The 18,277-nt window shown below is 49.7% G+C and carries 16 protein-coding genes and 1 rRNA gene; 1 reads left to right on the forward strand and 16 read right to left on the reverse strand.

The window, feature by feature from the left end; all coding sequences use genetic code 11:
* From WN59_RS11280 to WN59_RS11295, 4 genes are all read right to left on the reverse strand, one after another.
* Positions 1–751 (reverse strand): 16S ribosomal RNA (locus WN59_RS11280); the annotation flags it as partial.
* Positions 752–1,137: 386 nt separating this feature from the next.
* Positions 1,138–1,917: a KinB-signaling pathway activation protein gene (locus tag WN59_RS11285; protein WP_046517334.1), complete on the reverse strand. Its 780-nt coding sequence runs from the start codon at positions 1,915–1,917 to the stop codon at positions 1,138–1,140.
* 17 nt (positions 1,918–1,934) lie between these two features.
* Positions 1,935–2,981 carry an Mrp/NBP35 family ATP-binding protein gene (locus WN59_RS11290; protein ID WP_046517336.1) on the reverse strand — a complete coding sequence of 349 codons (1,047 nt, stop codon included), beginning with the start codon at positions 2,979–2,981 and terminating at the stop codon, positions 1,935–1,937.
* Positions 2,982–3,111: 130 nt separating this feature from the next.
* Positions 3,112–4,062: a mechanosensitive ion channel gene (locus tag WN59_RS11295; RefSeq protein WP_046517338.1), complete on the reverse strand. Its 951-nt coding sequence runs from the start codon at positions 4,060–4,062 to the stop codon at positions 3,112–3,114.
* 178 nt (positions 4,063–4,240) lie between these two features.
* Between WN59_RS11295 and WN59_RS11300 the strand changes: the two genes are divergently transcribed.
* Positions 4,241–5,695: an alpha-amylase gene (locus WN59_RS11300; RefSeq protein WP_046517340.1), complete on the forward strand. Its 1,455-nt coding sequence runs from the start codon at positions 4,241–4,243 to the stop codon at positions 5,693–5,695.
* A 26-nt stretch (positions 5,696–5,721) separates the two neighbouring features.
* Here WN59_RS11300 and WN59_RS11305 read toward each other — a convergent pair whose 3' ends face one another.
* The 12 genes from WN59_RS11305 to kynU all read right to left on the reverse strand — a co-directional run bounded on the left by WN59_RS11305 (position 5,722) and on the right by kynU (position 18,215).
* On the reverse strand, positions 5,722–6,816 hold the full coding sequence (locus tag WN59_RS11305; protein ID WP_046517342.1) for an NAD/NADP octopine/nopaline dehydrogenase family protein: 1,095 nt from the start codon (positions 6,814–6,816) through the stop codon (positions 5,722–5,724).
* A 10-nt stretch (positions 6,817–6,826) separates the two neighbouring features.
* Entirely contained in the window at positions 6,827–8,383 is a 1,557-nt protein-coding gene (locus tag WN59_RS11310) for an amidohydrolase (RefSeq protein ID WP_046517344.1), read from the reverse strand.
* Positions 8,384–8,451: 68 nt separating this feature from the next.
* On the reverse strand, positions 8,452–9,267 hold the full coding sequence (gene proC / locus WN59_RS11315) for a pyrroline-5-carboxylate reductase (protein WP_046517347.1): 816 nt from the start codon (positions 9,265–9,267) through the stop codon (positions 8,452–8,454).
* 80 nt (positions 9,268–9,347) lie between these two features.
* The gene (trhA, locus tag WN59_RS11320) at positions 9,348–10,031 is read right to left on the reverse strand and encodes a PAQR family membrane homeostasis protein TrhA (RefSeq protein WP_046517837.1); all 684 of its coding nucleotides are present in this window, start codon (positions 10,029–10,031) and stop codon (positions 9,348–9,350) included.
* A gap of 35 nt (positions 10,032–10,066) precedes the next feature.
* Entirely contained in the window at positions 10,067–11,212 is a 1,146-nt protein-coding gene (locus tag WN59_RS11325) for a UTP--glucose-1-phosphate uridylyltransferase (RefSeq protein WP_046517349.1), read from the reverse strand.
* 112 nt (positions 11,213–11,324) lie between these two features.
* The gene (locus tag WN59_RS11330; RefSeq protein WP_046517351.1) at positions 11,325–12,626 is read right to left on the reverse strand and encodes a pyrimidine-nucleoside phosphorylase; all 1,302 of its coding nucleotides are present in this window, start codon (positions 12,624–12,626) and stop codon (positions 11,325–11,327) included.
* A 17-nt stretch (positions 12,627–12,643) separates the two neighbouring features.
* The gene (locus tag WN59_RS11335; protein ID WP_046517352.1) at positions 12,644–13,780 is read right to left on the reverse strand and encodes a glycosyltransferase family 4 protein; all 1,137 of its coding nucleotides are present in this window, start codon (positions 13,778–13,780) and stop codon (positions 12,644–12,646) included.
* A 16-nt stretch (positions 13,781–13,796) separates the two neighbouring features.
* Positions 13,797–14,945 (reverse strand): NAD-dependent epimerase/dehydratase family protein, encoded by a 1,149-nt coding sequence (locus WN59_RS11340; RefSeq protein ID WP_046517354.1) that lies wholly within the window; start codon positions 14,943–14,945, stop codon positions 13,797–13,799.
* Between the two features lie 195 nt (positions 14,946–15,140).
* A complete protein-coding gene (locus WN59_RS11345) occupies positions 15,141–15,461 on the reverse strand; it encodes a hypothetical protein (RefSeq protein ID WP_046517357.1) in 321 nt (106 codons plus the stop codon).
* A gap of 21 nt (positions 15,462–15,482) precedes the next feature.
* Positions 15,483–16,325, reverse strand: coding sequence for a tryptophan 2,3-dioxygenase (gene kynA / locus WN59_RS11350; protein WP_046517359.1), 843 nt, complete (start codon positions 16,323–16,325; stop codon positions 15,483–15,485).
* Positions 16,318–16,950, reverse strand: a complete 633-nt coding sequence (gene kynB / locus WN59_RS11355; protein WP_082099283.1) for an arylformamidase — start codon at positions 16,948–16,950, stop codon at positions 16,318–16,320. The genes kynA and kynB overlap by 8 nt, the downstream gene beginning before the upstream one ends.
* Positions 16,950–18,215, reverse strand: a complete 1,266-nt coding sequence (gene kynU, locus WN59_RS11360) for a kynureninase (RefSeq protein WP_046517364.1) — start codon at positions 18,213–18,215, stop codon at positions 16,950–16,952. The genes kynB and kynU overlap by 1 nt, the downstream gene beginning before the upstream one ends.
* Between the last annotated feature and the right edge of the window lie 62 nt (positions 18,216–18,277).

Consider the following 18,277-nt stretch of genomic DNA (forward strand, 5'->3'; position numbering starts at 1 on the left):
ACCAGAGAGCCGCCTTCGCCACTGGTGTTCCTCCATATCTCTGCGCATTTCACCGCTACACATGGAATTCCACTCTCCTCTTCTGCACTCAAGTCTCCCAGTTTCCAATGACCCTCCCCGGTTGAGCCGGGGGCTTTCACATCAGACTTAAAAGACCGCCTACGCGCGCTTTACGCCCAATAATTCCGGATAACGCTTGCCACCTACGTATTACCGCGGCTGCTGGCACGTAGTTAGCCGTGGCTTTCTGGTTAAGTACCGTCACACAGGTAGCAGTTACTCTACCTGTCGTTCTTCCTTAACAACAGAGTTTTACGAGCCGAAACCCTTCTTCACTCACGCGGCGTTGCTCCGTCAGACTTGCGTCCATTGCGGAAGATTCCCTACTGCTGCCTCCCGTAGGAGTCTGGGCCGTGTCTCAGTCCCAGTGTGGCCGATCACCCTCTCAGGTCGGCTACGCATCGTTGCCTTGGTGGGCCGTTACCCCGCCAACCAGCTAATGCGCCGCAGGCCCATCCATCAGCGACAGCCGAAACCGTCTTTCAACTCCCCACCCCGCGGTGGAGAGGATCATCCGGTATTAGCCACGGTTTCCCGCGGTTATCCCGGACTGATGGGCAGGTTGCCTACGTGTTACTCACCCGTCCGCCACTCGATCAGAGGGAGCAAGCTCCCTCCTCTCGCGTTCGACTTGCATGTATTAGGCACGCCGCCAGCGTTCATCCTGAGCCAGGATCAAACTCTCCATAATTGGAAAGCCCATCTTGAGCTCGTCTTGATACTGAAATCAGTATCACTTGCGTTTGTATTGTCCGCCTCAATCTGTGACACACGATGTGTGTCGCTTTCTCGGAATTAAACGTTGACATATTGTCATTCAGTTTTCAATGTTCTCTTTTTTTGCGTTGCCTTATTATGTTACCATTTAAGCAACTTGATTGCAAGCACTTTTTTAAAATTTGTTTTTCATGATGTTTGCTGTGCTTTTGTTTTTGGCCGCCGTGTTTCAGCGACAAGATATATCTTACCAAGCATGCGGTTTAGTGTCAACGATTTGATTGGTAAATATATTGGAGTTTTACACCAGGCAAAGAAAAAGCAGCGCAAAAGCGCTGCCTGTCAGGGTTTTATCCCTTTTTATTTCTTCTTCTTTTTGTCATTTTCCGCCATGCGGGTCTCATTTTTATACTTCATGCTCTTTCTTTTCTTTGTCTGGGACTCTTCCTTTTTCTTCTGAGCCGCTTCCTGCTGTCTTAATTCAGTCCTCTTTTGTTCATTGATATCACTCTTCGTCACCCTGCCGCGCTCTTCCTTTTCTTTTTCAGAAGCTTCTATATAAGACGGCAGTGTCAGAAGCTGGACTGCATTACATATGATGAGTGTGAATACTGATCTGTATATCCATGACGTATCTTCCACACTCAGGAACGGAATGAGTGTGATTGAAGTCATGAATATCATATAGAAGAGAGCCGGGATGAAGATATTCGCACCTTCAGAGGATTTGTTCTTCATCCCCGCTACGATAAAGCCGGCTGCAACGACAAGGACCGGAATCCATATGAAGCTCCAGACCTGGCCAGATTCAAGACCAAACCTGTAGAACCTCAAATAGAAAAGATCGAAGATTGCGTACATCACAAGCAGGAGCTGTACATACGGCCAGATTCTGCCGAATATCCCCATGCCCAGCGGATGGAGGAACAAGTATATGAAGAAAGCCACCTGGCTGACTGTTGCGATGAGCAGTCCGTAGCCGAGGAACCATACAAGTCCTGCCAGGAATTCGCCGATCTGTCCTTCGAACAGGTACCGTGTGACATTCTGATACTCAGTGACCAGGCTGACTGCTGCAGTGATGATCATCCCGAGCAGGAGTGTCCTGAAGTAAAACTTAACTAGATATTTTGATGTCATGCTTTTACTTCCCCCGCCTATTCACTTTCCCGGATTACATTTTCCGCAATGCTCTGATATACTCTTCCGATTTCGTCATCTCCATAGACAGAAGGCGCGAAATCAGCTTCATCCCATTCCGGCTGGCCGAGAGGAAGCTGTCCGAGCACCGGTACACCCAGTTCCTTGGCGAGCTTGTCCCCGCCGCCTTTTCCGAAGATGAATTCTTTCTCACCCGTGTTTTTGCTTTCGAAATAACTCATATTTTCTATGACGCCGATGATTTCATGATCTGTGTGCTGTGCCATCGCTCCTGCCCTTGCAGCTACAAAAGCAGCTGTCGGGTGCGGTGTGGTCACGATGATTTCCTTACTGTGCGGCAGCAGCTGATGGACATCCAATGCCACATCTCCCGTACCTGGAGGCAGGTCGAGGAGCAGGTAGTCGAGTTCCCCCCACTTCACTTCATCGAAGAAACTGTTGATCATCTTGCCGAGCATCGGCCCCCTCCATATGACAGGAGTGTTTTCCTCTACAAAGAAAGCCATTGAAATCACTTTGACCCCAAAGCGCTCCACGGGGATGAGTGTTTTATCCTCTATTGCCGGTTTGTCAGTGATGCCCATCATGTCCGGAACACTGAAACCATATATATCTGCATCGATCAGGCCGACTTTCTTCCCTTGATTGGCAAGTGCAACTGCAAGGTTTACCGCAACTGTGGATTTTCCGACCCCGCCTTTACCGGATGCGATGGAAATGAATTCCGTATCGCCTTCCTTGAAACGGTTCTCAACTTCGCTGCCCGCAGTCCCGCGGTGGCGTTCAATCGTTTCTTCATCGAGTTCACCGAACCTGAGTCCGACTGAATCAGCCCCCGCTTCTTTGACGGCATTTACGATCTTCATCTGAAGGTCCAGCTGCTCCTGCCCTCCAAGACGGCCGATTGCAACCTTGATGCTTACGTGGTTCTTTTCTTCTTTGACGCTGATCTCCTGAATACCTTCTGTCTCTGCAATAGGTACATTCAGTATCGGATCATTTATATTTCCAACGATTTCTTCAACTTGATCTCTGGTGATCATTCAAAAATTCTCCTTTACGCCTATGGTTAATACATTCATGATAACACAACATCTTATTTATATAATCAAAAAAATCCAAACACTTTATGTATAAAGTGTTTGGATTGGAATTAAATTCAATCCCATTCTGTTACTGACTGCCACGGTCTTCTTTTTGAACCTTGTCTTCAAATTTATGGAGCTGCTTTTCGGCGAATGTTCTGCCTCCGATGCCAAAACTGATTGCAAAAGCGATGGCCACTGCGCCCAGGATGAACAGGAAGGCGAGGTTGACGATGCTTTGTGCAAAATTCAGCTGATCGAGTGTCATGAATACTGCCACAATGATGATAAGGTATTTGGCGATTTCACCCACAAATGCATTCCCGGTACTTTTAGTGATGACAGTGGACAGCAGGTTGCCCCCGACAAAGCCGAGTGCCAGGATTATGAGTGCTGAGATCACCAATGGGATATAGGCGATGATTGCTGTTCCGATCGTATTGAACACTTCAAGGTTAAGTACGCTCAGCGCCTGTACTACGAAGAACAGGCCGATCAGTACTGCAACAACCCATCCAAGAGCGTTTGGAATGTCGATGCCCTCTTTGGATTTGTCCCCGAAATTCACATAGGAATTGAATTTACCTGCGTTCAGGCTCTTAAGCAGATTCGTTACAAGTTTGCCCAGGATTTTAGCCAGATACAGCCCGAGCAGAACCAGCACGGCTGCAACAAAGAACCTCGGGATGAAATTCAGCACTGCAGTCATCATTTCCCTGATGGGGTCTGAAACGGACTGCATGTTCAGCGCATCAAATACCGGCGGAAGGAACAGGATGAAGACGAGGAAGTAGGCAAGTTTACCAAGCGTTGCTATCAGCCCTTCCGACTCCCGCTTCGCTTCATCGGGACTGCTCAGCCCTTTCTTCTCAAGCCATTTGTCGAACCCGATTGCATTGAGCCCTTTCACGATGATGTTTTTGACGATTACTGCGATGATCCATGCTAGAAGTAAGAACAGAATTGCACTGATAAGATTTGGAATAAAGCCAATAATACTGTTCAGCATGGACATGAATTGGTCTCCGATGCTATTCATGTATAACTCCTCCTTATTTGTGGTCTGTTTTCTTATAACCTGAACACAAATACGATAAACGGGATATCACAATTTTTTCTGGATGATGTTAAAAATTTTTATCCGTGCGGAAGGGAAAAGGTTAAATGATCTGATAACGGATATACATAGAATAATAACTTCAGGAGGATATGAAAAAATGAACCTTACCCTTATGCAATATTTCGAATGGCATTCACCGGATAACGGGGAACACTGGAATCATTTATCGAAGGAAGCCCGGAAGATCAAAGAAATGGGGTTCGACGCCGTCTGGCTGCCGCCGCCGACAAAAGCGGACCACCCTTCGAATCCCGGTTATGCAGCCTATGATGTGTATGACCTAGGAGAGTTTGATCAAAAAGGCAGTATCAGGACCAAATACGGCACTAGGGAGCAGCTCCAAAACGCCATCAAAGCATGCAGGGAAGCAGGGCTCCTCGTCTATCTCGACCTGGTGATGAACCATAAGGCGGGCGGGGACAAAAAAGAAACATTCAAAGTCGTTGAAGTCAGGGAGGACGACCGCGAAGAGGAAATCAGTGAGCCGTTCGATATAGAAGGGTATACTTATTTCGACTTTCCGGGCCGGCATGGAAAGTACAGCGATTTCAAATGGAACTTCAACCTTTTTACAGGTGTCGACTATGATGCAAGAAAAGAACAGAACGGGATTTTCAGGATCATGGGAGAAGATAAGGACTGGAGTGATAACGTTGATGCGGAGCACGGCAACTATGATTACCTGATGTACGCGGACATCGACTACGCCCACCCGGAGGTACAGGAAGAGATGGTCAGATGGGGGAAGTGGCTGACCGATGAGCTCGATGCGGATGGATACCGTCTTGATGCGGTGAAACATATCGACAGTAATTTTATTAAACGTTTCATAGATGAAGTGGCAGAACATGCCGGCCGGGAGATATATTTTTTCGGTGAATACTGGAACCCTTCGCTTGAAGCGAATGAGGATTTTCTTGATGAGGTATCATTTGACATCGACGTGTTCGATGTCAGGCTCCATTATAATTTTTACACAGCGGGTCTTGAGAAGGCAGCATACGACCTGACACAGATATTCGACCGGTCAATGGTCGCGGAATACCCGTGGAATGCTGTGACATTCGTGGATAATCATGACACGCAGCCGGGTGAATCTCTCGAATCTTTCGTCGCGGACTGGTTCAAACAGCCGGCCTACTCCCTTATCCTTCTGAGACAGGACGGCTACCCGTGTGTTTTTTACGGAGACTACCACGGCATCAACGGTGAACATAAGATCGACGGAAGGAAAGATGAAATCGATGTTTTGCTCGATGCCCGGAAAAACCTTGCTTACGGCAATCAGGAAGACTATTTTGACCACCCGGATACAATCGGCTGGATCCGTTTCGGCACTGAGGACCTCCCAGGTTCAGGGTGTGCCGTTGTAATTGCCAATGGATTGGAGGAAGGATATAAAAAGATGCATGTCGGAGAAACACGCACCGGGGAAAAGTGGGTGGATTACACCGAAAACCGTTCTGACGAAATTACAATCGACGAAGAAGGAAACGGCGTATTCTATGCAGACAGCCAGTCTGTGAGCGTCTACGGGAAAAAGACGGATTAAAAAACACGGGCCGCACGGCCCGTGTCCTATTTTGTATGATCGTATTCCATCAATGCATTGAGCCGGGCAGCGTCCGCCTCTTCGATGCCGAGTTTCCTGAGCGTGACGCCTTCGCTGAAATAATCCCTTCCGAGCAGTACACCGGCCAGGGTAATGACAGCATCCATCACAGGAGTCTCCACGCCGCAGGCATCACCGATGCTCGCCCAGAGGACCAGTCCGTTGGATACATCTTCAGTCACATATCTGTTTTCAAGATCCCCCGGTCCTTTTATATCCGCGAGCACCGGAGAATGATTATACTGTTCCCGAAGAGATTCCCGCTTTTCGAAGTAGCCGCTCCGTACGCTGCGCTCCGATTTTGACATCGCTTCAAAATCCAGCATCCTGCATATCTGCTGCCGTTCCGCATCGATTTTGTGTATGACGTTCACCGTGTGTTCGGTAATCCCCTCTTTATACAGATAGAAATCATCACCGGCATAGTCGATGCGGCCGGCATTGAGAATAGACGGCCCCGGATGGCTTTCCGGATTGCCGTTGTTCAATGTCGTTTCTATAATATTTTTCGCCGGTTTCAGATGATCATACATCCGGCCCAGGACCTCCAACATTTCTTCTGTGAACCTTGAAGGGTATGCCGCAAAAAGGTTGTGTTCATTGTATGAGATCAGCGTCGCTTCATTCGTCTCCTGGTCATATCTGGATGCATATGTGAGTGACATCGTTTCACCGACTTTGACATCGATATCCCTTTTCATATTATTCAGCACGCGTTTGAACCTCAGGCTGTTCATTGCACTCGCACTGTTTATAAATACGTACTGGCCGTCTTCAAGATAAGGGGCGAGCTTCTCGGCAATCGGCTCAACGGCTATTGCAGGTATCGTCAGCACGATGACATCTTTGCCGCGCACCGCTTCCTCCACTTCCCTGGTAAACTTATGGATTCTGACCGGTTTGCCGTTGAAATTGATTACGCCGGTCTCCGCAATGCTGCTGAGGTCCCTCTGTGAATTTTTTGACTGGTGCAAAGTGACCTCATGCCCTTTTTCCGTCATATCGGCAGCAGCAGTGATACCACCGTTGCCGGCTCCGAAAATACTGATTTTAAGTGCCATACTGATCCCCCTATTCATTGATCTGATATACTGTATCACCATCTATTACAGTCCTTGTCACCCGCGCTTTAAGCAGTTCGTCAGCGTCAATCTGCATGACGTCCCTGTCGAAGACAGCAAAGTCCGCATAATATCCAGCACTTATCCTGCCTGCCCTGTCTGTTTTATATGCAATCTCCGCAGGGTTCACCGTATACATTTTAAACGCTTCGAAACGGCTTACCCGTTCAGCTTCGTTGTACACTCCGGTGCTGCCCTTGCGCGTGACGAGGGTGTGGATACCGAGCAGCGGATTGACGTCTTCTATCGGCGCATCCGAGGAGCCGCCGAGGGTGAGACCGTTATCCTGCATCGTTTTGAAGGCGTACAGATATTGCGCACGTTCCTCTCCGAGATATTCAATTACCCACGGCATGTCCGAAGTCAGGAAGGTGGGCTGGATATCACATATGACATCCAGCGCCTTCATGCGCTGGATGAGTCCCGCATCAAGCAGGCTGCAGTGGATCAGCCGGTCATGCTTCCCTTCCGGCACCGGATATTCCTCAATCGCATCCAGCACCAGCTCGCATGCCTTATCGCCGATCATGTGGACCGCAATCGCATCATTGTTTTCCCTTGCATGCTTCACCATGCCCAAAAGCGCCTCTCTGGAATGGATCTGAAGCCCGTAGTCCTCCGTGCCGGCATAAGGCGCTTTGAGAAGGGCCGTCCTGCCGCCGAAAGCGCCGTCCATGAAAATCTTCATGGCATCCTTTTCAATCCAGTCTTCGAGATAGTCAGGGTCGTCCTGGACCATCTGAGGGTACACTTTTTCATTCCTCAGCAGATTGACCCTGAATTTCTTCCTGTTTGGACCGATGGTCTCAAGATAGGCTTTGAACGGCATTTCATAAGGTCCGTAGTTGGACATATCCTCCGTGTGGGCGCCGGCGAGGCCGTAACTGTACATATGATCGATGGCTGTGCCGAGGTCACTCGATAATGATCTGACATCATCATCCAGCGTCTGGTCTCTTATGAGGTCAAACGCTGTATCATACACCCAGCCGGTGAGCTCCCCGTCCCCGTCCCTTTCAAAATAGCCGCCTTCCGGGTCCTTTACGCTTTGGTCGATGCCCAGAAGTTCCAGAGCCATTGTATTCACGAATCCGGCGTGATGGCAGACACGTGTCACAAGCGTCGGCTTATCCGTCAGCCGGTCGAGTTCAAAGCGATCCATGCGGTATTTATCCGCGAGATTGTTTTCATCATACCCAAGAATCAGATTCCATTTCTGATCCGTTCTGAATTCGCCGATCAGATGCTTCATCTCGGCGATGTCATCTATATGATGCAGCGCCAGGGATTTCAGCTTCTTGCCAAGCATGATGAGATGGATATGTGCATCCGTGAGAGCGGGCAGCATCGTCTGGCCGTTGAGATCCGTTTCAAAATCAGCCTCCGTCTCCAGTTCGCTGCGGCTGCCGGTCCCGACAATCCGTCCCTTATCCACCAGTACCGCTTCCGCCGTCTCCCCTTCACGGTTCATCGTATATATGGTGCCGTTATAGTACAGTGTTTTCACAAAACCCCTCCTAGAAAAAAAATACTTCATATATATCTTATATGAAGTATCACTATTCCTGAACTCTTTTATTCGTCTGCGTCGTCTTTGCTGAGCTCCTGACTCCGGCTTGCAGCTGCATAGAGCGTCCTGGACAGGATCTCCTTGATCCCTTCTCCGTCCAGTGCCTCAAGCCCCGCTTCTGTCGTGCCGCGTTTTGAGGTGATGTTCTTGCGGAGCTGGCTGAACGGCAGTTCGGAATCCTCAACCATCTTGCCTGCGCCGATCACGAGGTTCGTTGTCAGGAACATCGCTTCCTCTTCACTGAATCCGAGGTCCATGAGGCTCTCCGCATATTTTTCGTATATATAATAAAGGAACGCAGAACCCGATCCCGTTGCAGCAGTGATGTTGTGCATCTCGTCTTCCTCTTCCACCACAACTGTCGTACCGAAGCTTTTCATCAATTCGACCAATTCGTCCTTGTTCGGGAAATTTTCAGAATAGGTGATTCCGCTGACGGAATGCTGCACCATGGCATTGGTATTTGGCATGATCCTGGCAATCGGATTTTCAGTCTTGAGTTCACGTCTGATCGTCTTTATCTGAGTGCCGGCCATGACAGATACGATCTTTGTCTTTTCTTCAAGGTGCGGCCGGATCCTTTTCGCAACATCCGGGAAACTCTGCGGCTTGCTGGCAAGAATGACATAGTCAGCACCATCAAGCAGTTCCGTATCATCATATGAGACGTTCACACCGAGGTTTTCCCTGAAGAACATGATCTTCTCTTTCTGGCTTCTGCTCGTAAGGTAAATCTGTTCCGGCTTTACGACGCGATTTTCAATCATGCCGATAAAGATGGCACTCGCCATGTTTCCCGCACCATAAAAGACAATTTTCATCGAATCAACTCCATTTAATTTTTTTCGCAACAGTTCCTATCATAACAAACTGAATAAAAAAATCAAAAATCGATAAATATTCATGCATGGATAAAGAATACAATGCCGATATAATGCAGTGTGCTTCCGGCGATGATGAAGAAATGCCATATCATATGGAAGTACTTGCGGGTTTTCTGGGCATAGAACCAGGCGCCCACCGTGTATGCCACACCGCCCAGGCCAAGCATGAGCAGGAACATCCAGTGTGTATTGACAATGATGGCCGGGAAGAAGATCACCGCCATCCATCCCATGACGAGATAGAAGATCAGGCTGACCTTCGAATTCACTTTCGGGCTCAGCACCTTGTACAGGATGCCGAGGACCGCCGCCGCCCACTGCACTATGAGAGTGACGGTACCCCACGTGCCGCCGATGACGGAAAGCGCCACGGGAGTGTAGGTGCCGGCGATCGCTACATATATCAGACTGTGGTCGAGAAGCCGCATGATGTATTTGTGCTGGGTGTTATGCGCCATCGAGTGGTAGAGCATCGACGTAAGGAACATCAGCAGAATGCTGATGACGAACACCGAACCGCCCAGGGCATGGAGCGCACCGCCGTCTGCATACATATATACGGCGGTGAACGGCAGCATGAAGATGAACAGGAGTGCCGCCACGCCGTGGCTTACACTGTTACCGACTTCTTCTCCGAAAGAGAGGGGGACGATATTTCTCAGAGATCCTTCCAGTTTCCTGGTCATCTTTTCTTTTTTCATAAGGATGTCTCCCTCTATACCGGTATTTTTCGCCGTCATACAATCCCTTCGTCTTTCAGATCATTATATGCCGTTTCGATGCTGTCTTTGCCCACTTTGTTCTTAAGTGGCGAAAATTCACCTTTGCGGTCCACCTGCAGTGTCATGTGTTTACGTGCGTGACGGAATGCGTCAAAGTAGAACTTCTCGAATTTCAGCACCTCACCTTTGACGAGCAGCAGATTTTCATCCATATGCTCCAGTTTCTTCAGCGCAAGATGATAAGGCACTTTCTCCGCGGCCGCTTTATCGAGATATTCCATGCCGAACACGTGGATGCCGATGTTGCCGTTCTGGAATTTATCTCCGGCACCTTCCGGCAGTTCTGTATATTCCACTACACTCTTTTCCCCGTTGACGAGACTCAGGCGGCCGACACTCTCACCCGGTTTCGGGAGGATCGATTTTGAAGTCACATCGTTGTCCTCACTGACATGCAGTCCGAGAAGAACCGGATCAAGCACTTTGACCACTGCATTGTCCACGTTGTTCATGAACACATGCCTGATGCCACGGTCCTTCATGTCTTCAAGCATGCCGCTTGTTTTGAGCGCGCTGAAGATGCCCCCGTTGCCGTTTGGAGTAAGCATGATGTCTTTGTCTTCCGTCAGAAGCAGTCCGCCGTCTTTGGACAGTGCCGGGAAATGCTCCTGGCGGAAGAAATGGATGTTGTCCTCTTCGAATCCGAAGTGGTTGTGTTCCCGGAAAAAATCAAGCGTCTCTGTATGATTGATATCACTTGTCATGATGTACCAGTGGACAGGCCGTCCAAAAGCGTGTCCGGCTGCTTTGATCTGTTTCGCCTGCAGTTCAAAAAGAGAAAGACCGTCAAAGGAAAACGTGCCTTTCGGTCCCGGATGTTCAAGACGTGTTCCCTGGCCGCCCGCCATGAGAAGCGCAGCCACTTCACCGTTTTTAAGCGCTTCTTTTGCCGTCCCTGCCAGCTGCTCTGCATCCAGTTCCTCCCTGCTTACAAAAGGAACTTCTTCTACTGTCGTCATGTCCACCGGCTCCGGATTCACATATACCTCTTCATATGTCTTTCGGATTTCATCAAGCGGCAGTGTTTCAAACTGCTCAATCACTTTCTGCTGGTAGTTTTCCGCCAGCCTGTCAAACTGGGGTATCCATTCTGTTATCATTGCTCTGCCTCCATACTTCTGTTTCCTTCATTATAATCCAATTGTGTATGCCCTGTAAAAAATAAGCCGCATAAAAAAAGTACCGGGAACTCCCGGTACTTCACACGCCCCTCTATTCAGTGATTACCTGTTTGATGAGTGAGATATTCACTTCTTTGCCGCCTATTTTGTAGTTGTCGAGGATTTTACGTTTAACCTCCTCTACATCTTCGCGGTTCGAGTGGATGACAGCCAATGTTTCGCCCTCCTCCACATGATCGCCGACTTTCTTCTCGAGCATCAGACCGACCGCAAGATCGATGACATCATCTTTTGTCTGCCGTCCGGCACCGAGCATCGCCGAAGCGACACCAAGTTCCTCAGCGGCAATCTCTTCGACGTATCCTGAAGACTCCGCCTTCACCTCAATCTGATACTGCGCCTGCGGCAGTTTTGAAACATCATCCGCAACAGATGCGTCACCGCCCTGGTTGGACAGGAACACTTTGAACTTTTCAAGCGCACTGCCGTCATCGATGACCTGCTGCAGCTTTTCTTTTGCTTCGTCGAGCGTTTCCGCCTTGCCGCCGAGCACCGTCATCTGGGCGCCGAGCTCCATGCAGAGGGCAGTCAGATCTTCAGGTCCTTCTCCGCGGAGCGTTTCAATCGCCTCTTTCACTTCAAGAGAGTTGCCAATGGCATGGCCGAGTGGCTCCGCCATACTTGAAATGATCGCCATCGTCTTTCTGCCCACGTTGTTGCCGATGGAGACCATTGCCCTGGCAAGTTCAACAGCATCCTCTTCGCTCTTCATGAATGCGCCGCCGCCTGTTTTGACATCGAGGACGATCGCATCCGCCCCTGCAGCAATCTTCTTGCTCATGATCGAGCTTGCAATCAGCGGAATCGAGTTGACCGTCGCGGTCACGTCACGCAGTGCATAGAGTTTTTTGTCGGCAGGCGTCAGATTGCCGGACTGGCCGATCACCGCCACCTTATCCCGGTTGACGAGATCTGCGAATTCCTGCTCCGTAATCTCGACATGGAACCCCTCCACTGCCTCGAGCTTGTCGATTGTACCGCCGGTATGACCGAGTCCGCGGCCGCTCATTTTCGCAACAGGCACATCGAGTGCCGCCACGAGCGGTGCAAGGACGAGCGTTGTTGTATCGCCCACCCCGCCTGTGGAATGCTTGTCCACTTTTATGCCTTCAATTGATGAAAGATCGATTTCATCCCCGGATCTGACCATTGCCATCGTCAGATCCGCCCGCTCATCCTCGGTCATGTCACGGAAGAATAGAGCCATCATCAGACTGGATACCTGGTAATCAGGTATTTCCCCCTCCGTATAGCCATTGATGAAGAATTCAATCTCCTCTTTCGTCAAAACTCCGCCGTCGCGCTTCTTCGCTATCAAATCCACCATTCTCATCACTTACACATCCTTTATCAAGCCTTTTTGTCACCTGTCGAATGCCTGTCTCTCGCATCCATGTAAAAATCAATCAGTCTCTGGGACGTCTTGTCCCATGCGTAACCCATCGCTTCCCGGCGTGAGTTCTGTTTCATCGCGGCAAGCTTCTCTTCGTCTTCCAGCACTTCCACCGCCCTGATCATGCTCTTCAGATCTTCGTTCTCAAAAAGCATGCCGTTCACGCCGTCAGTGACCTGTTCGTTGGTCGGTCCACTCTTGGCGGCGATGACGGGCAGGCCGGAAGCCATGGATTCAAGTATGACTAGTCCCAGCGTCTCCGACACGGACGGGAATATGAATGCATCGCCGGAGGCGAATGCCTTCGACAGTTCTTCACCGTGCATGAAGCCGGTGAACACTGTATTCGTGCCTTCAAATTTCTTCTCGATTTCATTACGTGCGGGACCATCGCCGACAATCGCCAGGCTGATATCCTCCCGCGCATCGAGGAGCGGCAGAAGCTTATGGATTTCCTTCTCCACAGCAAGCCTTCCTATGAACACAAGCAGCTTGTTTTCCGGTTTGCCGCCGCCCAGCCTGTCGCGCATCTCACTGTCCCTGAAACCGGGATGACGGTTGATTACATCCACTCCGCGCGGAATGATGTCCAGACGTTTTATCCCTTCGGCGTCCAGCTCATCCCTGATTGCTTGGGAGGTGACCAGGTTGAGGTCTGCGTTTTTATGGTTACGCCTGATATACCACCAGAGCAGAGGTTTTGCAGGTTTATAGACTGTATAGTAATCCAGATACTTCGGCAGGTGCGTATGGTATGAAGAAACGAGCGGTATATTTAGCTTCTGTGCCGCCCTGACAGCACTCGTCGCCAGCAGGACAGGGTTGACTGCATGCACGACGTCCGGTTCAAAGTCTTTCAGTATATGATATACCCGGCGGGAAGGAAACCCCCATTTGCGGTATCTGTAAAAAGGGAAAGTGACCGGTTTGATACCGACCACTCTCGCTCCCTTATAATCATGTACGCCGAGGTCAGGTGCGATGACCAGGACTTCATGCCCTTCCCGCATGAAGTAGTCAATGGCTTTTGTCAGTCTTGTAACAATACCATCTGTCGATGGTAAAAATGTTTCGGTGACAATCGCAATCTTCATGCCATTACCTCTTTCTTTATTTCCACGTAACTGTCGGCAGCACGTTGTCCACGATGATGCGGTCTTTATGTTCGAGCGCTTCCTGAAGGATTTCCTTCAGTACATCCTGGGTCAGGAGATGGGGCTCAAGACCAAGGTCGATAAGGTTGGTGTTGACCGCATTATAGTAATGGTCTTCGTTTTCAACACGCGGGTTTTCGATATTTGCAACGTTGGCGTCGATGCCGAGCTCTTTTGCGGCATCCCTTGTCTTTTCAGCAAGATCCTGTACAGAGAAGGATTCCGTGAACTGGTTGAACACGCGGAATTCGCCCTGATCGGCAGGGTTTTCCGCTGCGATTTCAATGCAGCGCACTGTATCTTTGATGTGCAGGAATGCACGCGTCTGACCGCCTGAACCATACACTGTCATATCATGGCCGATTGCCGCCTGGATGAGGAAACGGTTGAGCGCTGTTCCGAATACGCCGTCATAGTCCAGCCTGTTCGCAAGCGCAGGATCCTTTTTCGTTTCTTCGGTGTTGAGCCCATAGACGATGCCCTGGTTCAGGTCCGTTGCACGGATGCCCCAGATCTTACATGCGAACATGATATTGTGCGTATCATGCACTTTCGTCAGGTGATAGAAGGAACCCGGCTGTTTAGGGAACGGCAGCGTATCTTTCCGTCCTTTATGTTCAATTTCAATGTAACCTTCTTCGATGTCGATATTCGGCTGACCGTACTCACCCATCGTACCTAGCTTGATCAGGTGGCAGTCAGGTTCGAATTCCTTGATTGCATATAGAACGTTGAGGTTGCCCAATACGTTGTTCTGCTGCGTATAGACCGCATGTTCACGGTCGATCATGGAATAAGGTGCTGAACGCTGTTCTGCGAAATGCACGAATGCTTCCGGGCGTTCGTTTTTGAATACGAGGCTCAGGAAGTCATAGTGGTTGAGGTCGCCTTCATAGATTTTGATCTCTTTGCCTGTCAATTCCTTCCATTTCTCCACACGCTCCTCCAAAGAGGCAATCGGTGTAACAGAGTTGGAATGCAGTTCATTATCTATTTTACGACGTACCATATTGTCCAGGATAGTCACTTCGTGACCTTTTTCAGATAGATAGAGTGCAGTCGGCCATCCGCAGAAACCGTCTCCCCCAGCTACAATAATTCTCATTTGAACATCCTCCGCTTCAAGTGTTAGTTAATTTATACATAGTATACCGCAAGTATACATATAACATTATAGAGATGTTTGCTGAATGTCACAAATCATTTATGAATTTGGACATTTCAATTGTGTCAGGACTGTAAAGATGATGGTTGCATATAATAAAAAAAGAGCACCTGAAATTGCTTCAGGCGCCCCGGACTACTTCGCCGTAGCCGTCCATTCTTTGCTGTTCCGGTATCTTTTTACATGGGCGTATATGTTTTCTGCCGCATAGTCCTCATTCGTATATACTGTGAGGTCGAAGTATTTGCCCCTGTCGGAAAAATTTTCCGACAGATAGACATCCTTCAGATGTTCAAACAGGTTCCTCATGCCCTCCATCTTCAGACCGGGATACTCCCTGAGCACCCGCTTCTGAAGCTGTCCTCCCTGTTCCGTCACTTCCTGCACGACGATGACGAAGGATTCGTCCTCCTTCATTACATCATCGAATATGTTCGTCTGACCGTAATCCCTCATGTCACACCTCTCCTTGTCCCATTATAGTTCTGTGCGCAGTTCCCACAGTTCCCTGAAGAAATAGTCATCTATCACGCGCTTCAGATAATTGACGCCCGAGCTGCCGCCGGTCCCCTTCTTGAAGCCGATGATGCGTTCGACCGTCTTCATGTGCCTGAAACGCCATTGGCTGTACAGATCTTCAACATCGACAAGTTTCTCAAGCATCTCGTACAGTTCAAAGTACTCCTCCGTATTGAGGTAGATCTGCCTGAATGCCTCTTTGACCGATGCGTTCGGCACATAATTTTCAGTGACATCGCGGGATAGCACCTCCCGGTCGATATGGAAGCCCTGTCTCGCAACGGCACGGATAGCCTCGTCATAGATGCTCGGTGTCTCGAGCTGCGCTTTGAGCCGGCTGTGGATGCCCGGATCCTTTTCATAGATGCTCAGCGCATGCGTGGTCTTGTAGCCGAGGCAGTACTCCATCATGCGGTTCTGGTAGGACTGGAAACCGGATGCATTGCCGAGATCGTCCCGGAAATTGAGATAATCGCTCGGCGTCATCGTTGCCAGCACACTCCAGGAGTTGATCAGCTGGTTCTGGATGTTCGTCACCCGCGCAAGCTTCTTGAAAGCCAGCCTGAAATCATCATGCTTTATATCTTCTATGGCGGAATTCAGTTCGTGGATGATCAGCTTCATCCACAGTTCCGAAACCTGATGGATGATGATGAACAGCTTTTCATCATGCTGGTCCGTCAAAGGACTCTGTGCCGTAAGTATCTGATCCAGATTAAGGTACTCACTGTACGTCATGTCCTTCAGGAAGTCTGTTTTGACATTCTCACCGGCAAGCGTATGATCCTGATATTCATTCATGGTCCGTCTCCTCCTTTGCCCTCAGTACAGCGCGCACCGGAGAGCCGTCAGCGCCCCTGATTTTCAGGGGCAGGGCTATGAAGTCATAATAGCCTCCGCCGACCGCTTCAAGCACCGTGTTTTCAATGATCATTATATCGTTCTCATGCAGCTTATGGTGGATGTCCAATGTCTTCGAGTCCACCGGATCGACCGATGTTACATCCACACCGAAAAGACGGACTCCCTTTCCGGCAATATATTCCACCGCCTCCTCATCAAGCACGGGTACAGTTTCCGGAAAAACATCCTGCTCCGCCCGCTCTTTGGTTTTTACGAGCAGTACCGGGCCCCTGATGTCAAAACTCTCAAGTTCCTCTTTTGTGATGATCTCCCTGCCCATCACTTCTATGACTGTTGCATCACCGATATACCGGTTAATATCCAGTTCGTCCACTTTCACGCCGGCGTCGTCGAAATGGAAAGGCGCATCAATATGGGTGCCGATATGGGTGCTTGTCTCAATCTTACCGATATTGACGGAGCCGCTCTGCGCTTTCGTCACAGGCACCGTGTAACTGAACGGTGTATCTTCCGGCCAGTGTGCGATGGAACGTTCAAGTGTCTGCGAAATATCAATCCACATCAGGCAACGACTCCCCGTCTGTTATCAAATTTATCGTACAGCCGGTCATCCATTATTTCTTTGAGGATCATGACTGCGTGATATACATCTTCGAATGAATTATACAGCGCCACCGGTGCAATTCTGACATAGCCCGGTGCCCTGAAGTCAGGGATCACCCCTTTGGATTTCAGGGCTGCATTGATGCCTGCCGCCTTCTCATGGCCGATCAGTATGTGTCCGCCGCGTGATTCATACGCTTTCGGCGTAACGATATCAATATCATAGCCGGCGAGCACATCTTCAATCATCGCAATCATGAAATCGGTCAGACCGAGGGACTTTTCACGGACGTTTCCAATGCCCGCCTCCCCGAACATCCCCAGGGCACCATAAAGCGGCGCCATGGAGAAGATGTGGGGTGTCCCCACCTGGTACTGGCTGATATCCGCCGCCCGATCGAAATCGTGTGCCATATCGAACTGCGTTTCCTTGTTGTTGCCGAACCAGCCTTTGAGGCTCACGCTCTTATGGTGATGCCTTTCATGAACATATAATCCGGCAACCGACCCCGGTCCGCCGCTTAAATGTTTGTATGTGCACCAGACGGCGAAATCCACGCCCCATTCCTTCAGCTGGTGCGGGAGTGCCCCGATGGAGTGGCACAGGTCAAACCCGACGATGATTCCTTTATCATGGGAGGCCTCCGTAATCTTCTGCATCTCAAGCACCTGGCCGCTCCGGTAGAGGACGGATGGAAGCAGCATGATTGCGATACTTTCATCCATCATGTTGATGATCCTTTCAGTATCAAGGAGATGCCCGTCTTCTGACGATACCTTCACCATTCCATCGCTGTAACCATAATCATCCAGGACGGACTGGAGGGCATATATATCTGACGGGAAGTTCAGATCATCCGCCATGATCCTGTAACGTTCCCCTGTTGGCTCGTACAGTGTTCTCACGGTCTGATGTATATTGTTCGTCGTCGAATTCGTCGCCAGTACTTCATGGGCGCCGGCACCGACAAGCTGCGCCATCTTCTCCCCGATGGCCTCGCTCATGTAGAACCATGGCCGCTCCCCTTTCACCCAGCCGTCTATGCCATGGTTCTTCCAGTCATCCATTACATCAAGGAGTGACCGCTCCGCCCGCTTTGACATCAGCCCCAGGGAATTGCCGTCCATGTAATAGACACCGTCTCCGATATAAAACTCGTCCCTGAAGTGTCCGAGCACATCCACACCATCTTTCCTTTTCGCTTCCTGCAACCATTTCTCCATCAAATACCTCCTATGTTAACATCACAATTGTAAGCCTTTTCTATTTTCATTATACAACGATT

Source organism: Salinicoccus sediminis (assembly GCF_000986795.1).
In the GTDB taxonomy this organism is placed as follows: domain Bacteria; phylum Bacillota; class Bacilli; order Staphylococcales; family Salinicoccaceae; genus Salinicoccus; species Salinicoccus sediminis.

Excerpts from the sequence above, each read along its gene's own strand:
- WN59_RS11285 (WP_046517334.1), bottom strand. The coding sequence starts at position 1,917 with ATGACATCAAAATATCTAGTTAAGTTTTACTTCAGGACACTCCTGCTC.
- WN59_RS11290 (WP_046517336.1), bottom strand. The coding sequence starts at position 2,981 with ATGATCACCAGAGATCAAGTTGAAGAAATCGTTGGAAATATAAATGAT.
- WN59_RS11295 (WP_046517338.1), bottom strand. The coding sequence starts at position 4,062 with ATGAATAGCATCGGAGACCAATTCATGTCCATGCTGAACAGTATTATT.
- WN59_RS11300 (WP_046517340.1), top strand. The coding sequence starts at position 4,241 with ATGAACCTTACCCTTATGCAATATTTCGAATGGCATTCACCGGATAAC.
- WN59_RS11305 (WP_046517342.1), bottom strand. The coding sequence starts at position 6,816 with ATGGCACTTAAAATCAGTATTTTCGGAGCCGGCAACGGTGGTATCACT.
- proC (WP_046517347.1), bottom strand. The coding sequence starts at position 9,267 with ATGAAAATTGTCTTTTATGGTGCGGGAAACATGGCGAGTGCCATCTTT.
- trhA (WP_046517837.1), bottom strand. The coding sequence starts at position 10,031 with ATGAAAAAAGAAAAGATGACCAGGAAACTGGAAGGATCTCTGAGAAAT.
- WN59_RS11325 (WP_046517349.1), bottom strand. The coding sequence starts at position 11,212 with ATGATAACAGAATGGATACCCCAGTTTGACAGGCTGGCGGAAAACTAC.
- WN59_RS11330 (WP_046517351.1), bottom strand. The coding sequence starts at position 12,626 with ATGAGAATGGTGGATTTGATAGCGAAGAAGCGCGACGGCGGAGTTTTG.
- WN59_RS11335 (WP_046517352.1), bottom strand. The coding sequence starts at position 13,780 with ATGAAGATTGCGATTGTCACCGAAACATTTTTACCATCGACAGATGGT.
- WN59_RS11340 (WP_046517354.1), bottom strand. The coding sequence starts at position 14,945 with ATGAGAATTATTGTAGCTGGGGGAGACGGTTTCTGCGGATGGCCGACT.
- WN59_RS11345 (WP_046517357.1), bottom strand. The coding sequence starts at position 15,461 with ATGAGGGATTACGGTCAGACGAACATATTCGATGATGTAATGAAGGAG.
- kynA (WP_046517359.1), bottom strand. The coding sequence starts at position 16,325 with ATGAATGAATATCAGGATCATACGCTTGCCGGTGAGAATGTCAAAACA.
- kynB (WP_082099283.1), bottom strand. The coding sequence starts at position 16,950 with ATGTGGATTGATATTTCGCAGACACTTGAACGTTCCATCGCACACTGG.
- kynU (WP_046517364.1), bottom strand. The coding sequence starts at position 18,215 with ATGGAGAAATGGTTGCAGGAAGCGAAAAGGAAAGATGGTGTGGATGTG.